Source organism: Pseudoalteromonas ulvae UL12, from assembly GCF_014925405.1.
GTDB lineage: Bacteria > Pseudomonadota > Gammaproteobacteria > Enterobacterales > Alteromonadaceae > Pseudoalteromonas > Pseudoalteromonas ulvae.
Map to the genome: position 1 here is coordinate 1 of NZ_AQHJ01000018.1, position 25,430 is coordinate 25,430.

At 42.3% G+C, this 25,430-nt stretch carries 23 protein-coding genes; 9 read left to right on the forward strand and 14 right to left on the reverse strand.

Annotated features, from left to right (window positions below; all coding sequences use genetic code 11):
• Positions 1–78 precede the first annotated feature (78 nt).
• On the reverse strand, positions 79–906 hold the full coding sequence (locus PULV_RS00300; protein WP_086746055.1) for a CZB domain-containing protein: 828 nt from the start codon (positions 904–906) through the stop codon (positions 79–81).
• Between the two features lie 138 nt (positions 907–1,044).
• Between PULV_RS00300 and PULV_RS00305 the strand changes: the two genes are divergently transcribed.
• Positions 1,045–2,205: a hypothetical protein gene (locus tag PULV_RS00305; RefSeq protein WP_405127476.1), complete on the forward strand. Its 1,161-nt coding sequence runs from the start codon at positions 1,045–1,047 to the stop codon at positions 2,203–2,205.
• Here the strand turns inward: PULV_RS00305 and PULV_RS00310 are convergent.
• The 10 genes from PULV_RS00310 to lptM all read right to left on the reverse strand — a co-directional run bounded on the left by PULV_RS00310 (position 2,202) and on the right by lptM (position 13,289).
• Positions 2,202–3,299, reverse strand: a complete 1,098-nt coding sequence (locus PULV_RS00310; RefSeq protein ID WP_193330592.1) for an ABC transporter substrate-binding protein — start codon at positions 3,297–3,299, stop codon at positions 2,202–2,204. The two genes, PULV_RS00305 and PULV_RS00310, sit on opposite strands and share 4 nt — an antisense overlap.
• Positions 3,262–5,367, reverse strand: coding sequence for a tRNA(Met) cytidine acetyltransferase TmcA (locus tag PULV_RS00315; RefSeq protein WP_086746052.1), 2,106 nt, complete (start codon positions 5,365–5,367; stop codon positions 3,262–3,264). The genes PULV_RS00310 and PULV_RS00315 overlap by 38 nt, the downstream gene beginning before the upstream one ends.
• The gene (gene uvrD / locus PULV_RS00320; RefSeq protein WP_086746051.1) at positions 5,368–7,533 is read right to left on the reverse strand and encodes a DNA helicase II; all 2,166 of its coding nucleotides are present in this window, start codon (positions 7,531–7,533) and stop codon (positions 5,368–5,370) included. It abuts the gene before it with no gap.
• Positions 7,534–7,703: 170 nt separating this feature from the next.
• On the reverse strand, positions 7,704–8,651 hold the full coding sequence (locus tag PULV_RS00325) for a chemotaxis protein CheV (protein ID WP_086746050.1): 948 nt from the start codon (positions 8,649–8,651) through the stop codon (positions 7,704–7,706).
• Positions 8,652–8,743: 92 nt separating this feature from the next.
• Positions 8,744–9,445, reverse strand: coding sequence for an HAD-IA family hydrolase (locus PULV_RS00330; protein ID WP_086746049.1), 702 nt, complete (start codon positions 9,443–9,445; stop codon positions 8,744–8,746).
• A gap of 27 nt (positions 9,446–9,472) precedes the next feature.
• Complete coding sequence (gene xerC / locus PULV_RS00335) at positions 9,473–10,393, reverse strand: tyrosine recombinase XerC (RefSeq protein ID WP_193330593.1); 921 nt, start codon at positions 10,391–10,393, stop codon at positions 9,473–9,475.
• Positions 10,390–11,001: a DUF484 family protein gene (locus tag PULV_RS00340; protein ID WP_086746047.1), complete on the reverse strand. Its 612-nt coding sequence runs from the start codon at positions 10,999–11,001 to the stop codon at positions 10,390–10,392. Before PULV_RS00340 ends, xerC begins: the two co-directional genes overlap by 4 nt.
• Positions 10,998–11,828 (reverse strand): diaminopimelate epimerase, encoded by an 831-nt coding sequence (gene dapF / locus PULV_RS00345; RefSeq protein ID WP_086746046.1) that lies wholly within the window; start codon positions 11,826–11,828, stop codon positions 10,998–11,000. The genes PULV_RS00340 and dapF overlap by 4 nt, the downstream gene beginning before the upstream one ends.
• 26 nt (positions 11,829–11,854) lie before the next feature.
• Complete coding sequence (gene lysA, locus PULV_RS00350) at positions 11,855–13,105, reverse strand: diaminopimelate decarboxylase (protein ID WP_086746045.1); 1,251 nt, start codon at positions 13,103–13,105, stop codon at positions 11,855–11,857.
• Position 13,106: 1 nt separating this feature from the next.
• On the reverse strand, positions 13,107–13,289 hold the full coding sequence (lptM, locus tag PULV_RS00355) for an LPS translocon maturation chaperone LptM (protein WP_140372901.1): 183 nt from the start codon (positions 13,287–13,289) through the stop codon (positions 13,107–13,109).
• A gap of 142 nt (positions 13,290–13,431) precedes the next feature.
• Here lptM and cyaY point away from each other — a divergent pair, with 142 nt between their 5' ends.
• The 8 genes from cyaY to add all read left to right on the forward strand — a co-directional run bounded on the left by cyaY (position 13,432) and on the right by add (position 23,081).
• On the forward strand, positions 13,432–13,752 hold the full coding sequence (gene cyaY / locus PULV_RS00360) for an iron donor protein CyaY (RefSeq protein WP_086746044.1): 321 nt from the start codon (positions 13,432–13,434) through the stop codon (positions 13,750–13,752).
• On the forward strand, positions 13,752–14,408 hold the full coding sequence (locus PULV_RS00365; protein ID WP_086746043.1) for an alpha/beta hydrolase: 657 nt from the start codon (positions 13,752–13,754) through the stop codon (positions 14,406–14,408). The genes cyaY and PULV_RS00365 overlap by 1 nt, the downstream gene beginning before the upstream one ends.
• Before the next feature lie 20 nt (positions 14,409–14,428).
• Entirely contained in the window at positions 14,429–15,280 is an 852-nt protein-coding gene (locus tag PULV_RS00370) for a DUF2914 domain-containing protein (protein WP_086746042.1), read from the forward strand.
• A gap of 35 nt (positions 15,281–15,315) precedes the next feature.
• The gene (gene hemC / locus PULV_RS00375; RefSeq protein ID WP_086746041.1) at positions 15,316–16,254 is read left to right on the forward strand and encodes a hydroxymethylbilane synthase; all 939 of its coding nucleotides are present in this window, start codon (positions 15,316–15,318) and stop codon (positions 16,252–16,254) included.
• Complete coding sequence (locus PULV_RS00380; RefSeq protein WP_086746040.1) at positions 16,254–18,089, forward strand: uroporphyrinogen-III C-methyltransferase; 1,836 nt, start codon at positions 16,254–16,256, stop codon at positions 18,087–18,089. Before hemC ends, PULV_RS00380 begins: the two co-directional genes overlap by 1 nt.
• Positions 18,086–19,207: a heme biosynthesis HemY N-terminal domain-containing protein gene (locus PULV_RS00385; RefSeq protein ID WP_086746039.1), complete on the forward strand. Its 1,122-nt coding sequence runs from the start codon at positions 18,086–18,088 to the stop codon at positions 19,205–19,207. Before PULV_RS00380 ends, PULV_RS00385 begins: the two co-directional genes overlap by 4 nt.
• Positions 19,208–19,310: 103 nt before the next feature.
• The gene (locus PULV_RS00390; protein ID WP_193330594.1) at positions 19,311–22,001 is read left to right on the forward strand and encodes a CHASE domain-containing protein; all 2,691 of its coding nucleotides are present in this window, start codon (positions 19,311–19,313) and stop codon (positions 21,999–22,001) included.
• An 81-nt stretch (positions 22,002–22,082) separates the two neighbouring features.
• The gene (gene add / locus PULV_RS00395; RefSeq protein WP_086746037.1) at positions 22,083–23,081 is read left to right on the forward strand and encodes an adenosine deaminase; all 999 of its coding nucleotides are present in this window, start codon (positions 22,083–22,085) and stop codon (positions 23,079–23,081) included.
• 141 nt (positions 23,082–23,222) lie between these two features.
• Here the strand turns inward: add and PULV_RS00400 are convergent, their stop codons facing one another.
• From PULV_RS00400 to fre, 3 genes are all read right to left on the reverse strand, one after another.
• Complete coding sequence (locus tag PULV_RS00400; protein ID WP_405127475.1) at positions 23,223–23,630, reverse strand: CBS domain-containing protein; 408 nt, start codon at positions 23,628–23,630, stop codon at positions 23,223–23,225.
• A 164-nt stretch (positions 23,631–23,794) separates the two neighbouring features.
• A complete protein-coding gene (locus tag PULV_RS00405) occupies positions 23,795–24,610 on the reverse strand; it encodes an alpha/beta hydrolase (protein ID WP_193330595.1) in 816 nt (271 codons plus the stop codon).
• Between the two features lie 102 nt (positions 24,611–24,712).
• Positions 24,713–25,426: an NAD(P)H-flavin reductase gene (gene fre / locus PULV_RS00410; RefSeq protein WP_193330596.1), complete on the reverse strand. Its 714-nt coding sequence runs from the start codon at positions 25,424–25,426 to the stop codon at positions 24,713–24,715.
• Positions 25,427–25,430 lie beyond the last annotated feature (4 nt).

A 25,430-nucleotide genomic window follows, 5' to 3' on the forward strand; every position in this document is an offset into this window, starting at 1 on the left:
CAGGCTCCTATTAAGAAAAGCCCGACTCACTGAGTCGGGCTTTTTGCTGTCTGCTGTTTAAGTTTTAACAAATCACTTTTATTCAATTAGAGTTGCTTCTTCGAGCTCGCTAGGTTTAAAAATTGCACTAGAGTCAATTATTACACTGTGTGATTTTTCCATTTTGATTAAACCGCGCATCATGTTGCGAGTTTGTGGGTCGATATCAAAACCGATACTAGTCAATTTATCTAGAGGTTTGATATCTGATTTATCAACACTGACACTGTCTTCTACCTTATCGACAAGTAAACCAATATGTGGATTTTGACCGTCTTTCGTCGTAAATATAATGATAGGTTTGTAATCTAGTACGACTTGTTCTCGGGCTGATTCAAATAGTCTTAGCAAGAGTGTGAAAGTTGTTCTTTTTTCTGAGGCAAATATCTCGAGTGCTTCCTCTTTTTGTCCTTGCCGAATTAAATTAAGTAATGTGTCAGCTAATGAGTGGATGCGCTTATGAGGTTCATCGAAACGTTTTAAGATTGAGTCTAAATCTTCATTATCAGTTTTAAAATTGTCATACCATTTTCCGAAAGCACATTGATGTGGATCCCGAGCAAGGCCAAATGGTTCACCAGTTGTAATGCTGTGCTCAAGCTGTTTAAACCATTCGATATGGTCTTTTTCTCGCGCTTGTAATAAATCAGCTAGACTTGCATTGGTTACGTGTGTGGATTCATTATTGAGAATTAAGCCAAGATCGAAAATTGGGGTTGGCGAGCCCATATAATCTTTAACGCCGATAAAGCTTTTATTATTGTTAGGAAGAGCCGTTAGATTGTTCTCAAACCGTTCAGTTAATAAAATATCAAGGATTTTGAGTGCTATTGTTTTTTGGCCAACCTTGAAGTTTATAAAGTCCATCAGTCCCTCTTTTTTGTTAGCGTTTTACTACTAAAAGCATAGAACATGGATTAAATAATGCTTGAATTAATTCGCCTTTTTATCGGGTTTTGTTTCAACCTATGTCGAAATTCGTTAAGCTGAACAAAATTAAAAATCATCGTTGTCGCTATGTTTAAATTATCTCTTTTGTTTACTGCCTCTTTATTTAGCCCGCTCATCCAAGCGCAGACTTTCACAATTGAAGAACTTCGATTAGATAAAGCTCAAAAAGTGCTGCCTGCTTTAAAACATAAAAACCATCAAGTAGATACAGATATGGCATTATTGCTCAAGAAGGGTGACTTTACCCAGACTATTGATAATTTACGAGCTTACGCTGAGCAATTATGGAGCAATGAAAAGAAAGCAGTACAATTAGGTGCGCTGGATGATAGGGCATTATATTGGCAGCGCTTAGCTGGGACAAAAGCTATAAAGCAACATGGTCTTTCATTTAGTGCGTCTCAACGAGATGCGCTGATCGAAGTATTTGAAGCGGCAAGTCGAGGTCGCACCGAACTCGCTTATTCTAAGGGAGCAACCAAGAAGATTTTGCTAACAGGTTTTGACCCGTTTTTACTCGATAAGAATATAGCTCAGAGTAACCCTTCTGGTATCGCTGCTTTACTTCTTGATGGGCAGGTAATTGAATATAAAGGTATTACTGCTGAAATAAATACGGTCATGATCCCTGTACGCTATGAGGACTTCGATCATGGTGAGATCGAATCCTTGTTAGCGCCGTTTTATGCTACCGAAAGTGTTGATTTAATCGCTACGATCTCAATGGGGCGCGAACATTTCGATTTAGAGCATTTTCCAGGAAAGCGCCGCAGTGTGATAGCTCCTGATAATTTGAATGTGGTGACTGGGGCGAATGAATCAAACCCTATTATTCCTTTGCTCGGTAATTTGCCATTGAGTGGTCCTGAGTTTGTAAGCTATAGCTTGCCTTACAGTGCGATGACTCAAGCTAGTGGTGAATATAAAGTGATTGATAATCGTGAAGTTGTGATTCTTCAGCAGCCTGAGAATAAAAAGTTTGCAGCACAAAGTTTATCAGAGTTAGAACATGCTACAGCGGTCAAAGGTGGTGGCGGTGGCTATTTATCTAACGAAATTTCTTATCGTAGTATTCGTCTACGGAACTTATTAGGCTCCCAGATCCCGACCGGGCATATCCATACGCCGCGTATTATTGGCTTCGACGAAAAAGCAAATTTAGCAGTGACGGCACAAATAAAAGAAATGCTTCGCTTGTCGTTAACTGAAATTTAGTGAGAGAAAGACATGTAAACGTGTTTTAAGCCTTGGTGGTCACTCTTATCAGAGTTTATTTCTAAGCCATAAAAATCACCAGATAGTGATGTTAGTTTATTTAGCAAGCAGGTTTGATTTAATTGGCGGCCACAACTTGACGCAGTTTCGATAAAGACTTTAGCATTAATGAATCCTTCAAAGCTTACTTGATTATATTCGGTCATGCCTTGTGCTTTTGCTAATGCCCTAAATTCAAAGCAGATTTCAAGTTGGCATGTTGAAGGATTTGGTACGACCTCAGATACAATAATATCGCTTGGATACTTGATGTGCTTGAATAACTCTTTACTCGACGCAAAAGAAACAGTGGCAAAGGTAGGTTTAAACTGATGTTCAAAGCCTAAGTTGATTAGTTCACTTAAGGGCTTATAGGTGCCAACTAGACTGACAGCTTCAAGATCGTGTTGTTCGAGTGCTAGCAATGCTGCTTTTATATCTGATGTATTGCGCCTAAAGCGGGTTGTAATCACGGGGGTGAGTTTGTGTTCAGCAAGTGCTGTATGAAGTGCTTCTTCTAGTGCAAGTCCAAACTCATCAGCTTGTATTAACAGGCCAATTTTAGTGTATTTGCGAGAGTTAACGAGGTAGTGTATTTGTGCGACGGCTTCTTGTTGGTAGCTGGCTCTTAAATTATAAATCGTAGGGCGAGTCGGTGTACGCAAGAACGCTGCGCCAGTAAAGGGCATTAAATAGGGGACTTTACTGCTTTCAAGTAAGGGGAGAATCGCATGTGAAGTTGGGGTGCCAACATATCCGAACAGAGCAAAAATATCTTTTTGAAGCAGTAATAAACGGGTGTTTTCGACTGTTCTGATGGGTTCATAACCGTCATCAAGGCTAATCACTTGAATTTTTCGACCAAATACACCGCCCTTACGGTTAACTTCATCAAAATACAATTGCGAGCCTTGCTTAATATGTTGGCCTAATTGTTCTGATGGGCCAGATAAAGCATTCGACATGCCCAAAGTAATAGAGTTGTCAGTGATACCATATTCAGCCGCACATAAAGGGCTAAGTAAGAGTATGATCGGAATTAAACAGCGTATCAAATTGTCCCTCGACTAATAGAAACCACTCATTAATTGCCTCTTTTATGTTGATTTGCAATGATTTCTTACCATTGATATTCAGTTCTAAAGCGAGACTTTGCAATGTTTGCTTTTGTAATATTAGCTTAATTAGCATTGCTTGCGAGTTTATCGAACATTCATTAAGTAAATGATGACAGTGCCAAAGTAAGCGCCAACAGCTTGCAAAGCTATCAGCAAATTGCAGCTGCCCATTTAAGTATCGTTTCACAATGTGTACATCACGCATTTGCGCTACATCATGCTTTGTATCTGTTAATAGTTGTAACACTAAATGGTGATCGAGATGAGAAAAGTGATGCATTAAATTCAGTGGTAGATCCCGATTAAATCGAGAGTTTAATAGAGTAAGCTGCGAGATTTCTTCTGCTAGATCTTTGATCATTAAACATGCATGTTCGCCACTAATATGGTCTTTACTAAAACCAACTTTACATAAACGATAAGCTTGGCTTTGCCAAAAATTAATTAGCTCAGCTTGCCCGCCAAAACTAGCGCCTATTATGCTAATTTGCCCTGCGAGAGTCGCTTCAATGAACGAAAGAAGTTGCTTCCCTATTTGCTGGCGTTGTAATTGAGGTTGCACAGTAATTCGCACGATTCTTGCCATAGAACGCTGTAAGTCTTTACTATCACCAGTTAGTTGCGCAAGGGATTGTGCCATTAAGTGCCCTTTTGGTCTGCGTGATCCAGTGATAATTTGTTCGCTTAATTCATGACTGAGCTGACCTTCTAGCTGAACTAGGGCGGTGCCAATGACTCGGTTGTGCTGTGTGGCAATAAATATTTTGAGCCCTGCTGCATCCAGCAAGTGGCGAAGATCATTGGCAGAGGTTTGATAGTGGGCCATTACTAACAGAGCAAAAACTTGTTTGAGTAAGGCTTCATCTTGGCTTAATTCTTCTTGGGTTACTAATGCGAAATGCGTTGTATCATCATTTTGTGTGTCAGATGATTCAGCATCAAGGCACAATAGCCGATTAATATGATTTTCGAGCGGATCTTGAGCGGCAAACCGAATAGGTTGGTGAAGTGAAATAAAATGCGCACCTGCAAAATGCTGCTTTATATAAGGGCAAAAACGAAGCGTAAATCCTCTGCCCGACCCTTCATAACCATGCTCTGTGGTGGCAAAAATAATTCGATTAAAAGTATGAAGCGTTTTGATTAAAAAAGGCACAGGTAACGTGGCTGCTTCATCAATTAATAAAACGTCAGTTTGATTGTGATACTCAAATAACTGATCTGGTGGAACAAACTGTAGTGCGCCAGCTGGCGGTTGTACTTGATTGCTTTTAAGTGCGAGATGCGAGTGATAAAACTGAAAGGTCGTGTCTATTGCACTTTTTTGAGCGGCACAAATTGTTACTCGTTTACCTTTATAAGCTAACATCGCCGCTGTGATCCCAAGGGCCGCAGATTTACCACGTCCGCGATCGGCTCTTAATAATACCGGGCGATGGGCTCGGCCTAATGCGTATTTTTGTAGTGTTTTTAGCGCTGCTTGCTGCTCAACATACGGATCTTCGCTGGACTGAGGTGAAATATCTGGAATGTATAGACCATCGTTCTGATCATAAAAAATGCAGAAGCATTGGGTTAATGTGCGGTTAAATCGTGTATTAAAGTTGCTGCGAGCACTACTTTGTTCGGCAGATTGATATGAACTAAATTGTGGGTCGATAAAAGTATTTAATTGCGCCCGAGAAGGAAGCAAGAGTATCAGCAATCCACCTGCTCTTACTGTACCTGATACTGCCGCGAGTAAATTTGGCTTTAGCCCTGAAAAGCCATCATAAATAACATGCTGATTTTCTTGGCCAAGTAATTGGTGAGTGTGTTCGGGCCAAATCGCATTTTGGAGCAATTCATGATTACTCAGAATTAAGGGAGAGCTTGAGCAATCCTCACTAAGTTGCAGTGCTTGTTGGTAAACCCAAGATTGTTCACCAGTAATAACCAGCAGCTGACGATGACGGTTTTGCGTCAGCTGCGATAAATAGTTATTTAACTGAAAACTAAGTGACATTTAGATGCTCTGCAGCCTAGCATACGCGGTGACCAACCACTTTGTGCCAACATCATCAAAAGCGACTTGAATACGAGACTGCGCACCGGTTCCTTCATAATTGAGGACAGTACCTTCACCAAATTTAGTATGAAGTACACGTTGGCCTAAATTAAAACCCGTATCTTCAAAGGCGGCATGACTCATTGTGGAGCTAAAGCGGTTACTCGCTTGCGGGCGTGTAACTTGAGTTTTGATGCGAATTTCTTCGATGCATTGCTCTGGTATTTCGCGTAAAAAGCGTGAAGGACTGTGGTATTTTTCTTGGCCGTATAGTCTGCGTGTTTCGGCGTGGCTAATGTAGAGCTTTTCCATAGCGCGGGTCATACCAACGTAGCAAAGGCGTCGCTCTTCCTCAAGGCGGCCAGACTCTTCGTTACTTTGTTGGGATGGAAACATCCCTTCTTCGACACCAGCCATAAAGACTAATGGAAATTCGAGCCCTTTTGCCGAATGGAGCGTCATCATTTGCACGGCATCTTCGTGTTCTTCTGCTTGACCTTCGCCAGACTCTAATGCGGTATACGATAAAAAACCAGTCAGAGGAGAGGCGAACTCTTCTTCTTCAGGGAGTTCAAATTGGCCACAAGCGTTGATTAATTCTTCCAAGTTTTCTACTCGGGCTCGGCCTTTTTCACCTTTTTCGGCTTGATACATGGCCATCAAGCCAGAAGTGTTAATGGTGTATTTAGCTTGTTCTTCAAGATTGAGTTCTTGAATGTTTTCTTCTATTTGCTCGATTAAATTAACAAATGCTGTAATTGCCGATGCTGCACGGCCAGTTAAGTGCTTTTGTTCTATGAGTGCTTTAGCTGCATACCAAAGAGGGAGTGATTCATTGCGAGCGCAGTCACGAACTAAACTCAATGTTCGATCGCCAATGCCTCGGGTGGGCGTGTTGATAATACGCTCAAATGCTGCATCATCTTGGCGGTTGCCAATTAAGCGCAAATAAGACAGCGCATCTTTGATTTCTTGGCGTTCGAAGAAGCGCATGCCGCCATAAATTCGGTATTTTAAACCTTCTTGAAGTAAAGCTTCTTCTAAGATTCGTGATTGCGCATTGTTGCGATATAAAATTGCGCTGTCTTGCAACGCGTTGCCAGCGTTTAACCAAGAGCGGATTTTACCTACAATAAAACGCGCTTCATCTAACTCATTATAAGCAGCATAAATAGAAATCGGCTCACCTTCATTGCCATCGGTCCATAAACTCTTGCCCATTCGCTCTGAATTATTGGCGATGAGTGCATTGGCAGCTTTGAGTATGGTACTTGTTGAGCGATAATTTTGTTCAAGGCGAATCGTTTGTGCATTAAAATCGCTTAAAAAGCGACGTATATTTTCGATTTTGGCGCCGCGCCATCCGTAAATTGATTGATCGTCATCACCCACAATCATCACATTGCCGCCACTACCAGCCAGTAACTTTAACCATGCATATTGGATGGTATTGGTATCTTGAAATTCGTCAACCAGCATGTGAGGAAAGCGTTGTTGGTAATGACGAAGTAATGTTGGTTGAGTGTTGAGCAGCTCGTAACACCTCAAGAGTATCTCGGCAAAATCGACTAAACCTGCACGGTCACAGGCATCTTGATAAGCAGTATAAATATTCAAGAACATCTGCTCATTCATATCATAAGCTTTGATATCTTTAGGGCGTAAACCTTCGTCTTTTTTAGCGCTGATATACCAAGAAACTTGTTTGGGAGGCCATTTTTTATCGTCAATGTTCATCGCTTTAAGTAAGCGTTTGATCATACGTTGTTGGTCATCAGAATCGAGAATTTGAAAAGCTTCAGGTAAATTTGCTTCACGGTGATGTGCGCGCAAAATTCGATGTGACAAGCCATGGAAAGTCCCAATCCACATCCCGCCAGCAGACGTGCTGATGGTTTCTTCAACGCGAGAGCGCATTTCTTTTGCGGCTTTATTGGTAAAAGTGACGGCAAAGATACTGTAAGGCGATGCATGCTCGACTTGCATTAACCAAGCAATACGATGGACGAGTACTCGGGTTTTGCCAGAACCCGCACCAGCGAGAACCAGCATGTTTTGTAATGGCGCAGCAACAGCATCACGCTGTTTATCATTTAAGCCATCGAGTAATTCAGAAACGTCCATCAGTATACCTTTTTCAATTCTTATGCAGGCAGTATAACAGGAGTTTTTAGTGGGCTAAATAAAATACTGTTTTTATGAACAGTTGTGTATGGAAACGTACACCAATCACAAACACAAACGCTTACTTTAAGTGAAAAGATTCAGAGGCTAAACTCTGCTCGCTACGCGACTTACTGATCTTTTAAGGTTTGCTTTAGGCGATCCTGAACGGTTTCAACGAGTCTATCGGGCTGAAATTTAGATAAAAAGGCGTTACATCCCACTTTTTCAACCATGGCTTCGTTAAAACTGCCACTTAGCGAGGTGTTGAGTACTACAAATAGATTTTTGAGTTTAGGGTGATTGCGGATTTCAAAAGTAAGTCGGTAACCATCCATCACCGGCATTTCTGCATCTGTGATGACCATTAAAAATTCTTTTTCTACATCAATGCCTTCATTAGCCCATGATTGCAGTAAATCAAAAGCTTCTTGGCCATTTTGAGTAGGAATAATTTCAATCCCTAATTGGGACAGAGTGTCTTTAACTTGGCGCCTTGCAGTCGGAGAGTCGTCTGCATGCAATACTTTACGACCAGCAAACTTATCAACGATATCTGGATCTAAAATACCTTCTGATATTTCGACTGTGTACTCAACAATCTCAGCTAAGACTTTTTCAACATCGATGATAGAAACTAACTCTTGCACACCATTTCGTTCTAATTTGGTCAGGGCGGTCAGATAATGGTTTTTACCAACACTGGACGGTGGTGGCATGATGTTTGACCAAGTCATGTTAACTATTTGATCCACTTTACCAACTAAAAACCCTTGCACTGTTCGGTTATATTCTGTGATGACTAAATTACAATCTTCACCATGTTCAATGGGAGGAAGGTTAATGGCTTGGCGTAAATCAATGACCGGAATTGATTCATTACGGATATTCGCAACCCCAGAAATTTTAGGGTGCGCATTGGGTAACACACTGAGTTTGGGTAATTTAACGACTTCTTTCACTTTAAATACATTTAAAGCAAATAGGTTACGACCATGAAGGTGAAACAGGAGTAATTCAAGACGGTTTTCACCGACCAACTGAGTACGTTGATTAACGGAATCGAGAATACCTGCCATGTTTAACCACACTTCATCAAATCAATATCTTTATAGTTTAATACGATTTACTCATAAACCTAATTAATTCCGGTAATTTTTGTGGCGTACGCTCAAAGAATCATTTCAAGCGCTAAAACATCGGTTATTGTAATGTGAGCAAGGCCTTTGTATTGGTAGTTAATTGTTTGATTATCAAGCCAAACAGACATACAACCCGCGTTATTTGCACCTTGCACATCAGTATCAAGGCTATCGCCGACATGTAAAATACTGTTTAAGGAAGCATTAAAGTGCTGGGCAGCTTGATTAAACAAATCGGCGTGAGGTTTGGCTTTTCCATCACGACCTGCCATCAAGACTAAATCGAATATTCCTTTTAGATTAAATCGTTCAACATCAACATTACCATTGGTGATAGCGATCACTTTATATTGCTGTTTCAATCGATTGAGCAGAGATAACACCGGCTCATTGACGATGATTTGACTACGAGCCTCGGCAAATGCTTGGTAGGCTTGTGTGGCATGATGCTCAACGTCTTGCGCTGAATAGCCTATTTTTTGCAAAGCAAATCTTAGAGTATGTTGGCGCCAAGCTGTGACGTCATCAATAATTTCAGGGTGCTGGCTTGCAACTGTGTCGCGGCAGTGTGACCAAAAATTAGCGGGTTGCTGCTGCCATAATGTCAATTCATTAAGGTAGTTTAACTGCGCCTGAATTGCCGTTTTGATAATCGGGTGGTTATTGTAGAGGGTATCGTCTAAATCAAAGCTAACGATGCGAATAGGATTAATCTTTTTATAAATTAGCACAACAAAAAACCTTATATGGAGGCGAAGTTAAGGGCGATTTTTTTTAGCTCGAGGATGAGTGCTGTCATACACTTTGGCTAAATGCTGAAAATCTAAATGAGTATAAACCTGAGTCGCAGAAAGGCTACTGTGACCAAGTAGTTCTTGGACAGCACGTAAATCGCCGCTAGATTCTAACATGTGAGATGCAAACGAGTGGCGTAGTTTATGAGGATGAATACTGCTGCTGATCCCTTGAGTCGTGCCCCATTGATTCATTCTGGTGCGTACTTGGCGGGTCGAAATACGAAGCTTTTTTTTACTTAAAAACAACGCTGGCTCCTCTGGCAAAGCAAATTCGCCACGGCACTTTAGCCACTGTTGTAATGCGTCGATCGCCTGACGGCCGATGGGTAAAATGCGTTCTTTATTCCCTTTACCTAAGACGCGTATTTCAGCTTGGGCTAAGTCTAAATCCTGTAAGTTTGCATTTACTAGCTCGCTAACGCGCAACCCTGATGAATACATGAGTTCCATCATCGCTTTATCTCGAAAGCCTAAGCTATCTTCAGGTCTCATTTCGAGTAGTTGATGCATCTGATCAACATCGAGATTTTTAGGGAGAGGGCGTTGAAATTTAGGACCTCGAATACCTAGTGCAGGATTGACCAATTCGGTTTTCTTGATTTGTAGGTACTTATAAAAACTACGAATACATGACAATTTCAGATTAATAGTGCGAGCGTTTAAGTTACGCGCCTTTAAGCTCATGCTATAAGCGCGTAGCTGTTCAGGCTGCACGGTTAACCAGTTATCGGCTTTATCTTGTAAAAAGCAGCCAATCTCTTGAAGTTGTAAACGATATTGCAGCACCGTATGTTTAGAGTAATTTTTTTCATATTTGAGGTATTGCATAAATACCTCAATACCATTGAGCCAGCTTGTTTTTAGTGTCTGGGGTTCACTCATGCAAAATCAGCGAGTTTAGTCTGTAACGCTTTGACAAATTCATTGATAAAGAAACTATCTTGCGAAGGCTCAAAATGGATTGGATCTTTACTTGCAAATGCTAAGACCGCTAAAGGTGTTTGTGTATCACCAATCAAATAAAGCGCCACCGACTGACATTCTGTATCAAATAATAACGCTTGCTCTTGTTGATTGATTCGACCTAAATAACAAGGCGATGCGCTCAAGCGATGAGTCACGATGCTGGCCAAACCGTCATGATATTGCAGTAATTTGCATTCGCAAATATCAAGGTTGGCGCTGATCAATGTGACTAAGTTATCGGCTAAGTCAGCAAAATTATTGTGCATCATTAAATGGCGATGGCACGAGCTAAAGACCTGATAAATTTGTTCACTGCGACGAGCATGCAAGGTTAGTGTATCTAGCTGCTGCTGTTGCTGTTGTAACTGAACTTTGAGCCGCTTGTGCTGATGCCCTTGTAATGATGTCGTGCCGCTCTCATTGTGGTGGACATTGAGCATATCGAGTAGCTGCGGATGTTCAACCAAAAAATTTGGGTGCGAGACTAAATAATCAAAGACGTCTTTTTCGCTCAAGTGACTCATAACGCGATTTGCCCATCAAAAACATGTTCAGCAGGGCCAGTCATGCGGACACTATGTCCTTCACCTTGCCAACGAACTTGTAATGAACCACCTGGTAAGTCAACGCGTACATGAGTGGCAAGTTTCTTTTGTAAAATACCAATCACAACCGCAGCGCATGCGCCTGAGCCACATGCGAGTGTTTCGCCAGCCCCTCGTTCCCACACGCGTAACTTAATATGTTCAGGAGAGATCACTTGCATAAAGCCAATATTGGCCTTTTGTGTAAAGCGCTCATGGTTTTCTAAAGCTGGGCCTAGGGTTTCAACGGGGGCTGTATCAATATCATCGACCAAGAGTACGCAATGTGGATTACCCATCGAGACAGCACCACAAAATACCGTGTGATCTCCGGCGCGAAAAATATAGGTGTTTTCGCGTTTTGTGGCTTTAAACGGAATATCACTGGGTTCGAACTTAGGGTGACCCATATTGACACTGACTAAACCATCTTTTTCGATATGCAACGTAATATTGCCAGACTTAGTTGATACCATGACTTTGTGTCGATTGGTTAAGCCTTTCATCCTGACAAAACGAGCAAAACAACGGGCGCCGTTACCGCACTGCTCAACTTCATTGCCATCAGCGTTAAAAATACGATAGTGAAAATCTAAATCTGGATCATAAGGCGCTTCGACCATTAACAATTGGTCAAAACCAATGCCAAAGTGTCGATTGGCTAATTTAATGATTTGATCGCGCGAAATAAACACGTTTTGGGTGACGTTATCGATCACCATAAAATCGTTGCCTAATCCGTGCATTTTTGAAAAATTAACTAACATAAAAGCCTTTTATTGTCACACACCTGTTAAGCAGGTAGCGTGTTTTCTCCTTGGTATAAATCAGCAATGGTTTCACGCTTTCTAATAACATGAACAGTATCACCGTCAACCATAATTTCAGCAACGCGAGGGCGAGAGTTATAGTTAGAGCTCATGGTAAATCCATAGGCCCCAGCACTTCTCACGGCTAATAAGTCCCCTTGTGTTAAACACAAAGCGCGGTCTTTACCTAAAAAATCACCAGTTTCGCATACCGGGCCTACAATATCATATTGCTGCGTGTCCCCTTCATGAGGTGATACAGGAATGATGTTTTGCCATGCCTGATATAATGACGGACGCAATAAGTCGTTCATACCAGCATCAACAATAGCAAAGTGTTTATCTTGATTTTGTTTTAAGTACTCGACTTGGGTGACTAAAATACCGGCGTTGGCCGCAATCGCTCGGCCGGGCTCAAAAACGAGTTCAAGGTCTGGAAATGGCGCTAATCGCTCAATTAGTTGACTCACGTAGGTACTTGGATGAGGAGGCTCTTCAGCTAAATACGCCACACCTAATCCCCCTCCGACATCTAAGTGTTTGAGTGTTATACCGTATTCGGCTAATTGCGCGACGATGGCCAGCACCTTGTCTAAGGCCGCCAAAAAAGGCTCAACTTCAGTTAGTTGCGAGCCAATGTGAAAATCAATCCCTTGAATGTCGATGCCAGGCAATTGCGCGGCATGTCGGTAAACCTCAAGTGCGCGACTAATTGCAATACCGAATTTGTTTTCTTTCAATCCGGTCGAAATGTACGGATGGGTTTTAGCATCAATATCTGGATTAACACGAATTGAAATAGGTGCAACCAGACCTTCTTGGCTTGCAACATGAGAAATGCGTTCTAATTCAGCTTCAGATTCGACATTAAAGCATTTGATCCCTAAAGAAAGTGCGTAGCTAATTTCGGCAGCGGTTTTGGCGACACCAGAAAAGACCACTTTACTTGGCTCGCCTCCTGCAGCGACAACCCGTGCCAGTTCACCTTGAGAAACGATATCAAAGCCTGAACCTAAACGCGCCAATACATTCAGCACAGCCAAGTTTGAGTTCGCTTTGACAGCATAACAGACTAAATGTTGATGATTGGCTGCAGCTTCGGTAAATGCTTTATAGTGTCGCTCAAGTGTGGCACGAGAATAGACATAACACGGAGTACCAAATTGCTGAGCAATATCATTCACACTTACAGATTCTGCAAAGAGCGTATTTTCTCGGTAATTAAAATAATCCATGTTACTTTTCCTTTATCGGCGTATCTGCTGAAGTGGTGTCAATTGTAGACGTTGGAGTGGGTTGTTCCTGCACATTACGCGGTGGTTCATCAGGCAAATAAAGGGAACCACTTTGGCCACATGCCAAAATAATCAGAGATAAGCTTAAAATAGTACAGACACGAACCAATTTTTTCTGTTGCATAGTGTTTCTTTAGATAAAAGTATTTACTGACGAGTTACGCTCTTTATAATCGCAGAGTAACAGAAATCAGATAAAAAGCAGCCAGTCGACTAATTTTTATTTTATCGATTTTAGTCGCATTATTTCAGAATAAGGAAAAGCCATGACTGATCATGAGTACCACGAGTTGGTTGATGCCGTAATGTTGACCCTTGAAGAGCAAATAGAAGAGTCTGAAGTCGATTTAGATTTTGAATCTGCTGCTGGGATTTTAGAGATTATCTTCCCAAATCAAACAAAAATTATTTTGAATAAACAAACACCCCTTCATCAAATTTGGGTGGCAACAAAATTCAATGGCCACCACTTTGAATTACGTGATGGAGTATGGATTGATAACCGTTCTGGTGCTGAATTTTGGCAATTTATGTCTGAAGCATCATCACGTCAGGCAGATGCAACAATTAAGTGGGTAGCAAATTAATGACATTAGAAGCCGTTGTTTGTTCACCCGTTGCTGAGCATCGTGCAACTGTGATTTGGCTCCATGGGTTAGGGGATTCTGGTGATGGTTTTGCGCCAATTGTGCCTGAACTGAATATGCCCAGCGAGCTTGGGGTTAAATTTGTGTTTCCACATGCACCTATTCAGGCGGTCACAATCAATGGCGGCATGAAAATGCGCTCATGGTATGACATCGTCTCTTTTGATCTAGATAAAAGAGCTGACGAGCAAGGTGTGAGAGAATCGGCAGCAAAGGTTGAGCAATTGATTGAGCAAGAGCTCGCATCAGGAATTGCAGCCGATAAAATTATATTGGCGGGTTTTTCGCAAGGTGGCGTGATAGCCCTTCATTTAGCGCCGCGCTTTCATCAAGCTTTGGGCGGAATTATGGCGTTGTCTACTTATATGTGTGCACCGTCAAAATTTGCCGATGAAGCCATACACACGGATCTTAAGGTACTTATGGTGCACGGTCGCCAAGACCCAGTTGTCCCCATGGACGCCGGAAAACAAGCATTTGATGTGCTGTGCACCAACGGGCTTGACGCAAAATGGTATGATTACCCGATGGCTCATCAGGTGTGTGGTGAAGAAATTGCCCTGATCCGTCAATGGTTAATTGAGCGTCTTCATTAATTCGCTAACAGGAGTGCCCGATGGGACAAAAAATTGTTGTAACCGCAAATGTAAAAGCACACCGTACTGACTCTGAAAAGCTCACTGTGCCTAAAGTGAGTTATCAGTGGCACTGGCGACGCATCATTTTGGCGGGTGGGGTGGTGAGCATTCTCTCAGTTGCAGCAATTCAGGGTACTTTATCGGTCGTGAATGCCAACGAAGCTAAAATTGTCGCCCCTGCCGCCGCCCCTGCACTGGGTGCTGATGTTTCTTTTACCTCAGAGGAGAGTGTTGCTCCGGTTGAGGCGTCAATAATTGACGATAACATCGAGTTAAGCAGTGTTGAGGATGAGAAAACGGCTGAGCAAAATACCGAGATTTCTTTGCCTGACACTGAGCAAACTATCATTGTTGAGGTGATTAACGAGCCGAGCAATGCGGTCATTGAAGCGCCTCAAGAAAATGAACCACCACAAGAGCGCACTCTCGCCGCTGATTTAATCATCGCCGAGTTAAGTCCGGTCTCTCGCGGCGTGTATATTGATACCAGTGTGGTCAGTCGTGCGGTATTGACGCGTTCCGTCCAAGAACGAGAGCCGATAGATGTGTTGCCGAGTGAGGTTTACACCGATGAGTTTGAAGAAAAACTCTATTTCTTTACCGAACTGAATAATTTCACGCCACAGCAAGTGACGCATGTTTGGCAATATAATGGCAACACAATGGCTGAGATCCCTCTCGATATTAGCTCAAATCACTTTCGAACTTTTTCATCGAAAAATATTATGACCTCACAGACTGGCGATTGGACAGTGCAATTACGAGATAAAGAACAAAAAATATTGGCTGAAAAGTCATTTCGAATCATTAATAAACAACGAAATTTATAAGATATTTATAAAATAAAACACGTAAAAGGTAACCCATGACATCTTCAAGCCAAATTCTTCGTATCGCGACACGTAAAAGTGCATTGGCATTATGGCAAGCGGAGTTTGTAAAAGCGCAACTTGAAATTCATCACCCAGGTATTGAAGTTGAACTGGTACCTATGTCGACACAAGGCGATAAAATATTAGATACTCCTTTGGCAAAAATTGGCGGTAAAGGCTTATTTGTTAAAGAGTTAGAACAAGCAATGTTAGAAGGGCGAGCAGATATTGCCGTTCACTCCATGAAGGATGTGCCTGTTGAGTTTCCAGACGGGTTAGAGCTGCACACCATTTGTGAGCGCGAAGACCCACGCGATGCCTTTGTCTCAAATCATTTTGATTCGATTGATGCATTGCCACAGGGAGCGATTGTTGGCACATCAAGTTTGCGTCGCCAGTGCCAGATCCGTGCACTGCGCCCTGATTTAGATATTCGTGACTTACGCGGCAATGTTAATACGCGTTTAGCAAAACTTGATGAAGGCCAATACGATGCCATTATTTTAGCGGCGGCAGGATTAATTCGCCTTGAAATGCCTGAGCGCATCGCCAGTTTTATCTCACCAGAGCAATCATTGCCAGCTAATGGTCAAGGTGCTGTTGGGATTGAATGTCGCAGCGATGATAGCGCCACGAAAGCGTTACTCGTGGCACTGGAGCATCACGAAACACGGATTCGAGTATTAGCAGAGCGCGCTATGAATCGACGCCTTGAAGGCGGCTGCCAAGTGCCAATCGGTGCATTTGCAGAAGTTTCAGGTTCGCAACTTACACTTCGTGGTCTTGTGGGGGCTGTTGATGGCAGTGAAATTTTGCGTGACCAAGTCAATGGCGCATGTGATGATGCAGAAAAATTAGGCATTGAATTGGCTGAGAAGTTACTCGCCCAAGGTGCTGATACTATTTTACAAGCCGTTTATAAGGATGCTTAATGGCGGTTATTTTAGTCACCCGACCAGATACTAAGGGTGAACAGCTGGTGGCACAATTACAACAATTGGGCCACCAAACAATGTCTTTTCCTCTGCTAGAGCTTGAGGCAATCGCTGTCTCAAGTGCTCAATTGAGCCCCTTAACTGAGGCCGATAAACTTATTTTCATCTCACAAGATGCAGTTAAAGCTTTATATGCCCTCAAACCAAATTTAAAACACCAACCTGAGTTTTACGCCATTGGCGATAAAACGGCTGAGGTGATTTTAGATTTGTTTCAAGTCAAAGCGCGCAAACCAAAACAGCATGATTCAGAAGGATTGTTGGCGCTACCAGGCCTGCAAGACGTTGATCAAAAAAATATTGTGTTGATAAAAGGGCAAGATGGCCGCCCACTTATTGCGCAAACACTAAAATCCCGTGGTGCCTTTATCCACAGTTTAGCGTTATATCGCAGACAACCTGTACCTGGCAAAATCAGTGATAAAATAAAGCAATGGCAACAACAAAAAATAGACAGTATAGTATTAACCAGTAATGCTGCAGTGGACGCGATATTCAATGAACTAGCAGCGAATGAACTTGAATGGCTGAAAACATGTCGCTTTTATGTGGCTAGTAATCGCATAGCAGATTACTTAGCAACACAGGCCATTTCACCTACTAATATTCAGATATGTGCCGGAGCTTCTGATGAGGCAATTGTGGCAGGTATTACATCGCAGGAAAGCCTTATGTCGGACGAAAAGATCATCAACTCAGATGCCACCGTGACTACACAGGACAAGGAGCCAACGTCGAAACCTAAATCTTCTCGCACTGAACCGCAAGCAAAAAAGACTCAACAAACCAGCGGTGCAAAGTGGGTGGCGGCATTGGCTATATTATTATCGCTTGGCGCATGTGGCGCGGTCGCTTACAGCTACATACAACAGCAACAATATAGTAATCAGCTATTTAGTCAGTTGAATGATGAAAATCAAGCATTGGCAGATAAGCTGCACGCTCTGCAAAATCTGGCTGATCAGCAAGCGACTCAACTCAATGCACAATTACGCAATAGCGAAACCAATATTCAGCAAGCACTTAAAACAACCGAGCAACAAATAGCTGCGCAGCTGAGTCAAACACTTGAACAAAAAAATAACCAGCAAGTCGAACTTAATCCCTTTGAAGTGAAAAGCCTTCATCGAATGGCGATTTTTAAAGTACAAAGCGAGCAAAATTATCAGGCGGCGATTGCCATTTTACAGCAGCTTGACCACCTGTTGGCTGAGCATGCCGGCCATACCCGATTGCGCGAAGCTATCCACCAAGATATTCAGGCTCTCGCTGCTGTTCAGAATGTGCCAGTCGAACAGTTGTATTTAAATTTATATGGCATCACTCAACAATTACCTAAACTGCCTTTAAACATGGTGCAATTGCCTGATCTGCTTGAAACTCAACAAGCGACCGCATTGAGTGATGATATTTCCGATTGGCAATCCAACTTGAAACGTTCATGGCGTTTATTGGTTGATGATTTTATTAAAGTGCGCGAACGCTCGGCTCCAATTGAGCCACTTTTGTCGCCACAAGAACAAACTTTAGTGCGCCAACGTTTGGCTTTTTATGTGACCCAAAGCCAAAGTGCATTATTAAATCAGCAAGTGGACGTGTTTAAGGCATCGATAGCGCAAGCACAGAAAATCATAGCCGATTATTATGATCAGCAAGCCAGCAGTGTCGTCAATATCACTCAACAACTTGCCACATTGGCCGAGCAAGATTTGCAGTTTAACCCGCAAGTTGAGTTGGTCAGCGCCGCGGCATTGCAGGAGTGGGCGCAATGATTAAACCGATACTTGCATTCTTGTTGGCTGCCTTAGTGCTTGGCGTGGCACCTTGGGTGATTGGTGAAAAAGGCTATATTTTAATCGCATTAGATAACTGGACGATTGAAGGCACCATTGTAAGTTTTGCGATTATGCTGCTGTTAGCAGTTTCGAGTGTGTTTATTATTTATAAATTGGTGCGCTACTTGTTATCAATTTATGGTTCAACTCGTTTTCGTTTCACTGAACGCAGTCAAAAAAAGCAATTAGCCAATTTACAGCAAGGCCTTTGGTCGACGTTGAATAACGACCATAGTTTTGTATTAAAAAAGCTCGATAGCGCAGCAATTCCAGAGCAATGGCAAGGTATCAGTTATGCGTTTGCTGCAGATGCGGCACTTAAATCAAAGCAAAGCGCTAAAGCTCTGGCTTTATTAGCCAAGGTGCCTGACGAGCAGCAAAATTATGTGGCCCATCTGTATGCACAGTCGGGTGAAGCGCAAATGGCTGCAGATCTGTTGTCGATTGCGGCCGAACAAAAAAAGCCGGATGCACTGCAGTTACGTTTATACAGCCAGTTGCTGGTGGCACAAAAAGACAGTGAAAACTTACTCAATATTTTGCCCAAGTTAGCTAAATTCGCCGATTTTACTGATCAGCAATGGCAAAGTGTTTGGGAAGTGATTTTTGAGCATGGTGACGGACAAATATTGCAACAAAGGTTTGAACAGCTGCCTCGCAATTTGAAACCGCTAGCTGAAGTGCAGTATTGCCAAGCAATATTAACTAATGGTGAGGTCGCAACAGGCGAAAAAATATTACTTAAATTGCTTAAAAAGGGCCACTTTGAAGCAATTTGTCAGGTTTTATCAACAAGCCAGCAATTGAGTTTAGTCAGCTTGCAAAAAGCAATTCAAGAGCAGCTAAAAAAACAACCCGAATCAACGCAGTTATTACTGTGTTTGGCCTATACCGCCAAAGCACAAAATGATGCGGAGTTGGCGAGCAAAGTCTTTAAAACAGTATTAAATGATGAGAACAGCCCGCGCCACTGGCGAGCCGCAGCTGAATGTTATGCAGCTCAGGGTTTGACTGAGCAAGCTCTGGTGCTTTATCAACGTTTTACGCCAGTATAAATACTGGCGTTTTTGTATTGAAATTAACTCTATGATTATGAATAAGCTAGACTGAGTTTTAGCATGTGAGGTTGTTCGATAAAAATCATTTAAGGAAGGTGGCGTGCACAATCATAAAGCATGGGGGGCGGCTCTATTTTTCGCTTACATTGTGATGGGAGTGTTATCAAATACGTTACTAACGGCTGGAACGTATGCCGCCGCCATTTGGCCATCAGCGGGTATTGCGTTGGCGGGCTTTTTTTTGTTGCAGTACCGTGCAATTCCTTATGTTTTCCTTGGTTCTCTTTGTATTAATTCTTTTCATTTTGGCTCCCTTAGTTGGTCGTTGGACCTTCAGGATGTCAGTCAATCTTTTATTATTTCGATTGGAGTCGTGACACAGGCCGCTGTGGGCTACTGGTTGATTCGTCGGGTCAATGATCAAGCCGAGCAACTGATAGAACTTAAATCGACTTTGCAGTTGATGTTATTGGGTGGGCCGCTGTGTTGTTTAATTTCTGCGACTATTGGGTCGATGACGTTATATGGCTTTGGCATTTTATCTTCAGAGACATTACCTCGGACACTGTTTACTTGGTGGAGTGGTGATACCCTCGGAGTGCTGATTTTTACTCCGCTGACTTTAATCACGTTTAATCAGCAGCAAAAGTTACGCCGAGTTCAAGTAGTGGTACCAACCTTAGTGGTTTATTTATCGCTCAATCTGCTTTTTTATATCTCTTACCGCACAGAGCAACAAGCCATCCAGCAGGAAGTCTTAGTTAAATCGAAAATGCTCAAATTTAGCTTCGACAAACAGCTACAGAAAATCAAAGCCAATATTGGTTTACTCAAAGCTTATTATGAGAGCAGTAAAGAAGTGAACTACCTTGAGTTTATGAGCTTTACCGATCAGCAATTGTTATTTAGTTCTGAAATCAGTGCTATTGAATGGCTTCCTAAAGTGGCCGATGAACAGCGTAGCGATTATGAGCAGCGCTTGCGTGATATTGGTTTTAATAACTTTGAATTTAAAGAAAAAAACTCGCAAGGGCAGTTAGTGACAGCGGCAACTCGCCCTTGGTATTTCCCGGTTTATTTTGTCAATCCTATTCAAGGTAATGAAGCGGCGCTCGGGTTTGATTTGTCATCACATCCGGTGCGGGCAAGCGCATTAAATCAAGCTGCTCGCTCGCGAAAACCTGTGGTATCTGAAGTGATTTCGTTAGTGCAAAAACAAACTGAATCGGCAGGTGTGTTATACCTAGTACCTGTGATGGCTGCACAACCTAAACCTCATTTAAAAGGCTATGTCGTGGCTGTTATTCACTTGCCTAATATAATCGCTGCAACTTTAGCACCATTAGAGTTCTCGGGTTACAAAGTGAAATTAGAAGACATCACAGATCACACTCAAGTCAGTATGCTTTTTGAAACAGGGAATTATTTGGATGATCTACGGGTATTTCAGGAGAAAGTGAGCTTTGGCCAGCGAGTCTGGCAGTTAAGTTTGTATGAAGAGTTAGGCGTGGGTGAGCGTAGTTTCTGGGTTCAGCATTGGCGCGCGCAGCTATTTGGTATGTTGTTTGTTTGGTTGCTGATTACTTTTTTATTAATGCTGACTGGAACGAATATTCGAGTTTCGCAACAAGTCGAGTCTCAAACGCGTAAGTTATTAGCGCAAAAGCAAAAAGCTGATGAAGCCAATAGCATTAAAGGAGAGTTTTTAGCCAATATGAGTCATGAGATCCGCACGCCTATTAATGGAATAAAAGGTTTGCATTATTTGGCTCTGCAGGAAAGTAATTTTGAGCAAACTCGCAGTTATATTGAGCAAGCCGATAGCGCAGTCAATGTACTTCAGCGTGTGCTCAACGACGTGCTCGATTTTTCTAAAATTGAAGCAGGAAAATTGGTGTTAGAAAAAAGCCTTGTTTCGTATAAGCAAGTTTTTGAGCAGCTCAGTGTTATGGTTAAACATGATGTTAACCAAAAAAATATCGATTTTAGTGTCGATTATGAGTCTTTTGCTAATGAGCAAATATACACAGATGAAGTTCGTTTAAATCAGGTGCTGCTGAACTTAGTCAATAATGCGATTAAGTTTACAGAGCCAAAAGGCTCAGTTAGCGTCAAGCTGGTTGCTTTTAATGATGATCAAGTGATGTTTGTTGTCTCTGATACGGGTATTGGTATTGACCCATCTTTACAGAAAAAGCTGTTTAAACCTTTTTCGCAAGCAGACAACTCAACTTCTCGAAAGTTTGGTGGCACAGGTCTAGGACTCAGTATTTGCCAAAAGCTTGTCGTGCTGATGGGAGGAGAAATAGGCCTCAAAAGTGAGGCAGGGCAAGGCAGTGAATTTTATTTCACACTCCCAATAGGTAAAGAAGAATGTGCTGTAAACAGAGGTGGGGGTGATGAGTTTGATGCTAGCATTGTATCGTTAGCACAATATCAAATTTTAGTGGTCGAAGATAACCCGCTTAATCAGCAAGTGATTAGCGCAATTTTGGCAGGCAAAGGCTGTACGCCAGACATTGCACAAAACGGGCGAATCGCCATCAATATGCTGCAAAAAAAGCACTACGATTTGATTTTAATGGATATCCAAATGCCTGAGCTAGATGGATTATCGGCCACCAAAATTATTCGCAGTGAACAGCAATATAAAAATCTCCCGATCATTGGTTTATCGGCCAATGCGATGGAAGAAGACATCGAAAAAGCAATGGCGGTGGGCATGAATGATTATGTGGTTAAACCCATCGAACCAGATGCATTATTTAAATCAATTTTAAGCGTGGTTTAATTGTCAATATCGGCTATATGTCCTTGAATAAATACATCACCTGCGTATCATGCGGCAACTTTAATTAAACCGAGCTCAATTATGATAAATAACAACTTACCATTACTTGATATTCACCGTCATCTAGATGGCAATGTGCGTCCGCAAACCATTTTAGAGCTTGGTCAACAGTTTAATATTCGGTTGCCAGGTCATGATATCGAATCATTGCGCCCGCATGTTCAAGTACTTAAAAATGAACCCGATTTATTAGGCTTTTTAAGTAAGCTTGATTGGGGGGTGGCGGTGCTGGGTGATTATGATGCCTGTCGTCGTATTGCATTTGAAAATATTGAAGATGCAGTCAAGCAAGGTTTAGATTATGTTGAACTGCGTTTTAGTCCATATTACATGGCAAAAACCCAAGGGTTGAACCCCACAGCAGTTGTAGAAGCTGTCGTGGATGGGGTACATGCAGGTTTAAAACAGTTTCCGCAAATTAAAGCGAACTTGATTGGTATTTTATCACGTACGTTTGGTCAAGCTGCTTGTCAGTTAGAGCTCGATGCTATTTTAGCGCATAAACAACATATCGTTGCCCTTGATTTAGCGGGTGATGAACTTGGTTTTCCGAGTGATTTATTTATTAGTCATTTCAAACAAGCGCGCGATTCGGGCTTAAACATTACAGTCCATGCAGGTGAAGCGGCAGGGCCTGAAAGTATGTGGCATGCGATTAATGAACTCGGTGCTGTGCGTATTGGCCACGGCGTGAAAGCCATTGAAGATCCTAAGCTGATGGATTATTTAGTGACTCATGAAATTGGTATTGAGTCATGTTTAACGAGTAATTTGCAAACAAGTACGGTCGCCGATATCACACAGCATCCACTGAAACGCTTTTTAGATCATGGCATTTTAGCCTGTATCAATACCGATGATCCGGGTGTGAGCAATATTGAAATACGTCACGAATTTGAAGTTGCAGCCCCACTTGCGGGCTTAACTGCAGCTGATATTAGCAAAGCACAAAATAACGCACTGCAAATCGCTTTTTTAAGCGACACCGAAAAGCAGGCGTTACGAAACCTCAAAGCATAACCGCTAAAAATTAAAAAATGCGCTTTGATAGCGCATTTTTTATATCCATCACCACCTAACATTTTTATAAGTTTAAGAACTGGCGAGTGTTCATGCTGCTTGAACTTGAGTTACAAGGAGCTTTAAGTGAATGTGTTGGCTTTAACTCGCGGTTTGACAGCGTAAATAACTGGCGGCTAGTGCGCTTAATACTTGGCTGCGATTAATTAAACCGATCACCTTATTATTTTCAACCACAGGGTAATTTTTAGGTTGCGTGAGGAGCATGCGCTCAGCTAAATCAGCAATGCTGGTATGAGCATCAACCGCGACGACATCTGTGCGCATTAAATCTTTGACTTTGATCACCCCATCGCAGAAATAGCTACTGCTTAACATTGGCTTCAACAGTTCGTGTTCAGAAATAAAGCCAATTAATTCTCGCTGTTCGTTTAATACCGGAGCGCCTAAGAGGCGATGCTTTTGTAGCTCATTAATGGCGTGAGTTATTTCAGTCTCTGCTGTTAGAGTGGGTAATTGTTTGATGGTATGTTGAATGACTGTATCCATGATGTTCTCCAATGAATTCTGTTGCGTTACAGTCAGTATGCGATGAGCTATATTATTTTAAAAATTGATTGTTTATATCAGAGCGTTCGTTTTTTTTGATGGTTTGTTGCGCATTGCCAGCATAGATGAGCTATTAAACTGGCAATATGTGTAAGTCTGATAAGTTAAGAATGCTCAAGCCGTAAAGAGTTGCGGGTTAATGTCTGGCACGATTGCTTATTCAAAAAGCCTGCGGTGAGTTGGCTCATTGCTTTTGTAAGCCATTTAGGGCCATGATCGGCCATATCATTGTGGCGAGCATCAGCGATGGTGACAACACAGCTACCAAATTGCTGTTGTTCGGTTTTGCTAGGCAGCACGTTGTCATCGGCGGGGTAATCAGATGCTCTGACTGATAATATTTGGATGTTTTTAGTGCGCGGTAAAGGCACACGGCGATGATCGTAGGTAATCACAGTTTCGATAAAAGAGTGCTGTTGACTGGCTAGTAACGCCGCAATATCACCACCATTTGAATGTCCCATAAGAGTGAGCGCATCAAAATTGAATTCTGGGTACTGTGCTGTTAGTTTTTTGCGAACAAACAGCGTGGTGTCAGCGCCTCGTTGCCAATTCTCCATACGGGTTGTTAAAAATGGTTGTTCACGTGACAGCGGTGGATCAGTGGGCAGCTCATGTGTGATTGCCACCATTAACATGTTATGGCTATTCACTGTTTGTGCTAAAAAAGAGTAATCGGTACTTGGGATACCATAGCCAGCACCAAAGATGGCGACTTTACAGGGAGAAGAGACCTGACACATTTTTCCAGTTGGAAAGTATAAAGTGACTGGGATATCACGCTGGCGAGCATCATCATGGAGTGTTTGGCTAAGTGTGTGATGGGGTTGATTGACTGATGTTGTGTTATCTGATGCCGCAACACTCGACATTGATGAGAGGATTAGTGACAAGCAACCGAATAAACTTAACTGATTCATATATTTGTTTCTATTGGAGAAATAAATATATTACAAGGAAGGGAATAGCAAAGCAAAAAGCTGACCGAAGCCAGCTTTTCAACGTCAATTTAGCATTTAGTGTTACTTAATAAACGCGAAAGCATCGGCAAACATCTGTTCGCGTACTGCACCTTGGTTAATAAAGTCATCACGGACAATACCAATCATGTCAAAGCGACCTGCCATATAGATATCGTAATCAGCTAAAGAATCAAAATCTTTTAATACCGCTAAATGCACATAACCACTGTGACCTTGCCAATCGTTAGCTGGTTTTTCAATGACAGGGATATAGTTAAAGTGTGGATTGCTGGCTGCCCACGCTTTCATTTCATCGTCAGCATACAGTGCACTTGGGTCTTTCACACCCCAGTAAAAAAAGACTGGGCGTTCACAGCCTGTTTCAGCTAAGTGATCAGCCATTGATTTTACATACGAAAAGCCGGTTCCACCTGCCAATAAAATGATCGGACGTGAGCTTTGCTCGCGTAGCTCAGAAATCCCTAAGCCCACTTCAACCGTCGCTTGAGTTCCAGCGACATGGTGGTCACGTAAATGGTCAAGCGCTTGGCGCGCATAACTGTCGGCCTCACCTGCACCGATGTGGAGTTCGAGTAACTCAGTTTGACTTGGTTTGCTGGCAATAGAAAAAGCGCGTTTGTCCTTTTCACCCAGCACCACTTGAAGATACTGACCGGCTTTAAACGCTGCAGATTGTGCAGGTTTGAGTTCGACCTTAAAGATGAACTCGGTCAGTGGGCTGATGCTGATCACATCAGCGAGTAATTGTTGCATTTTA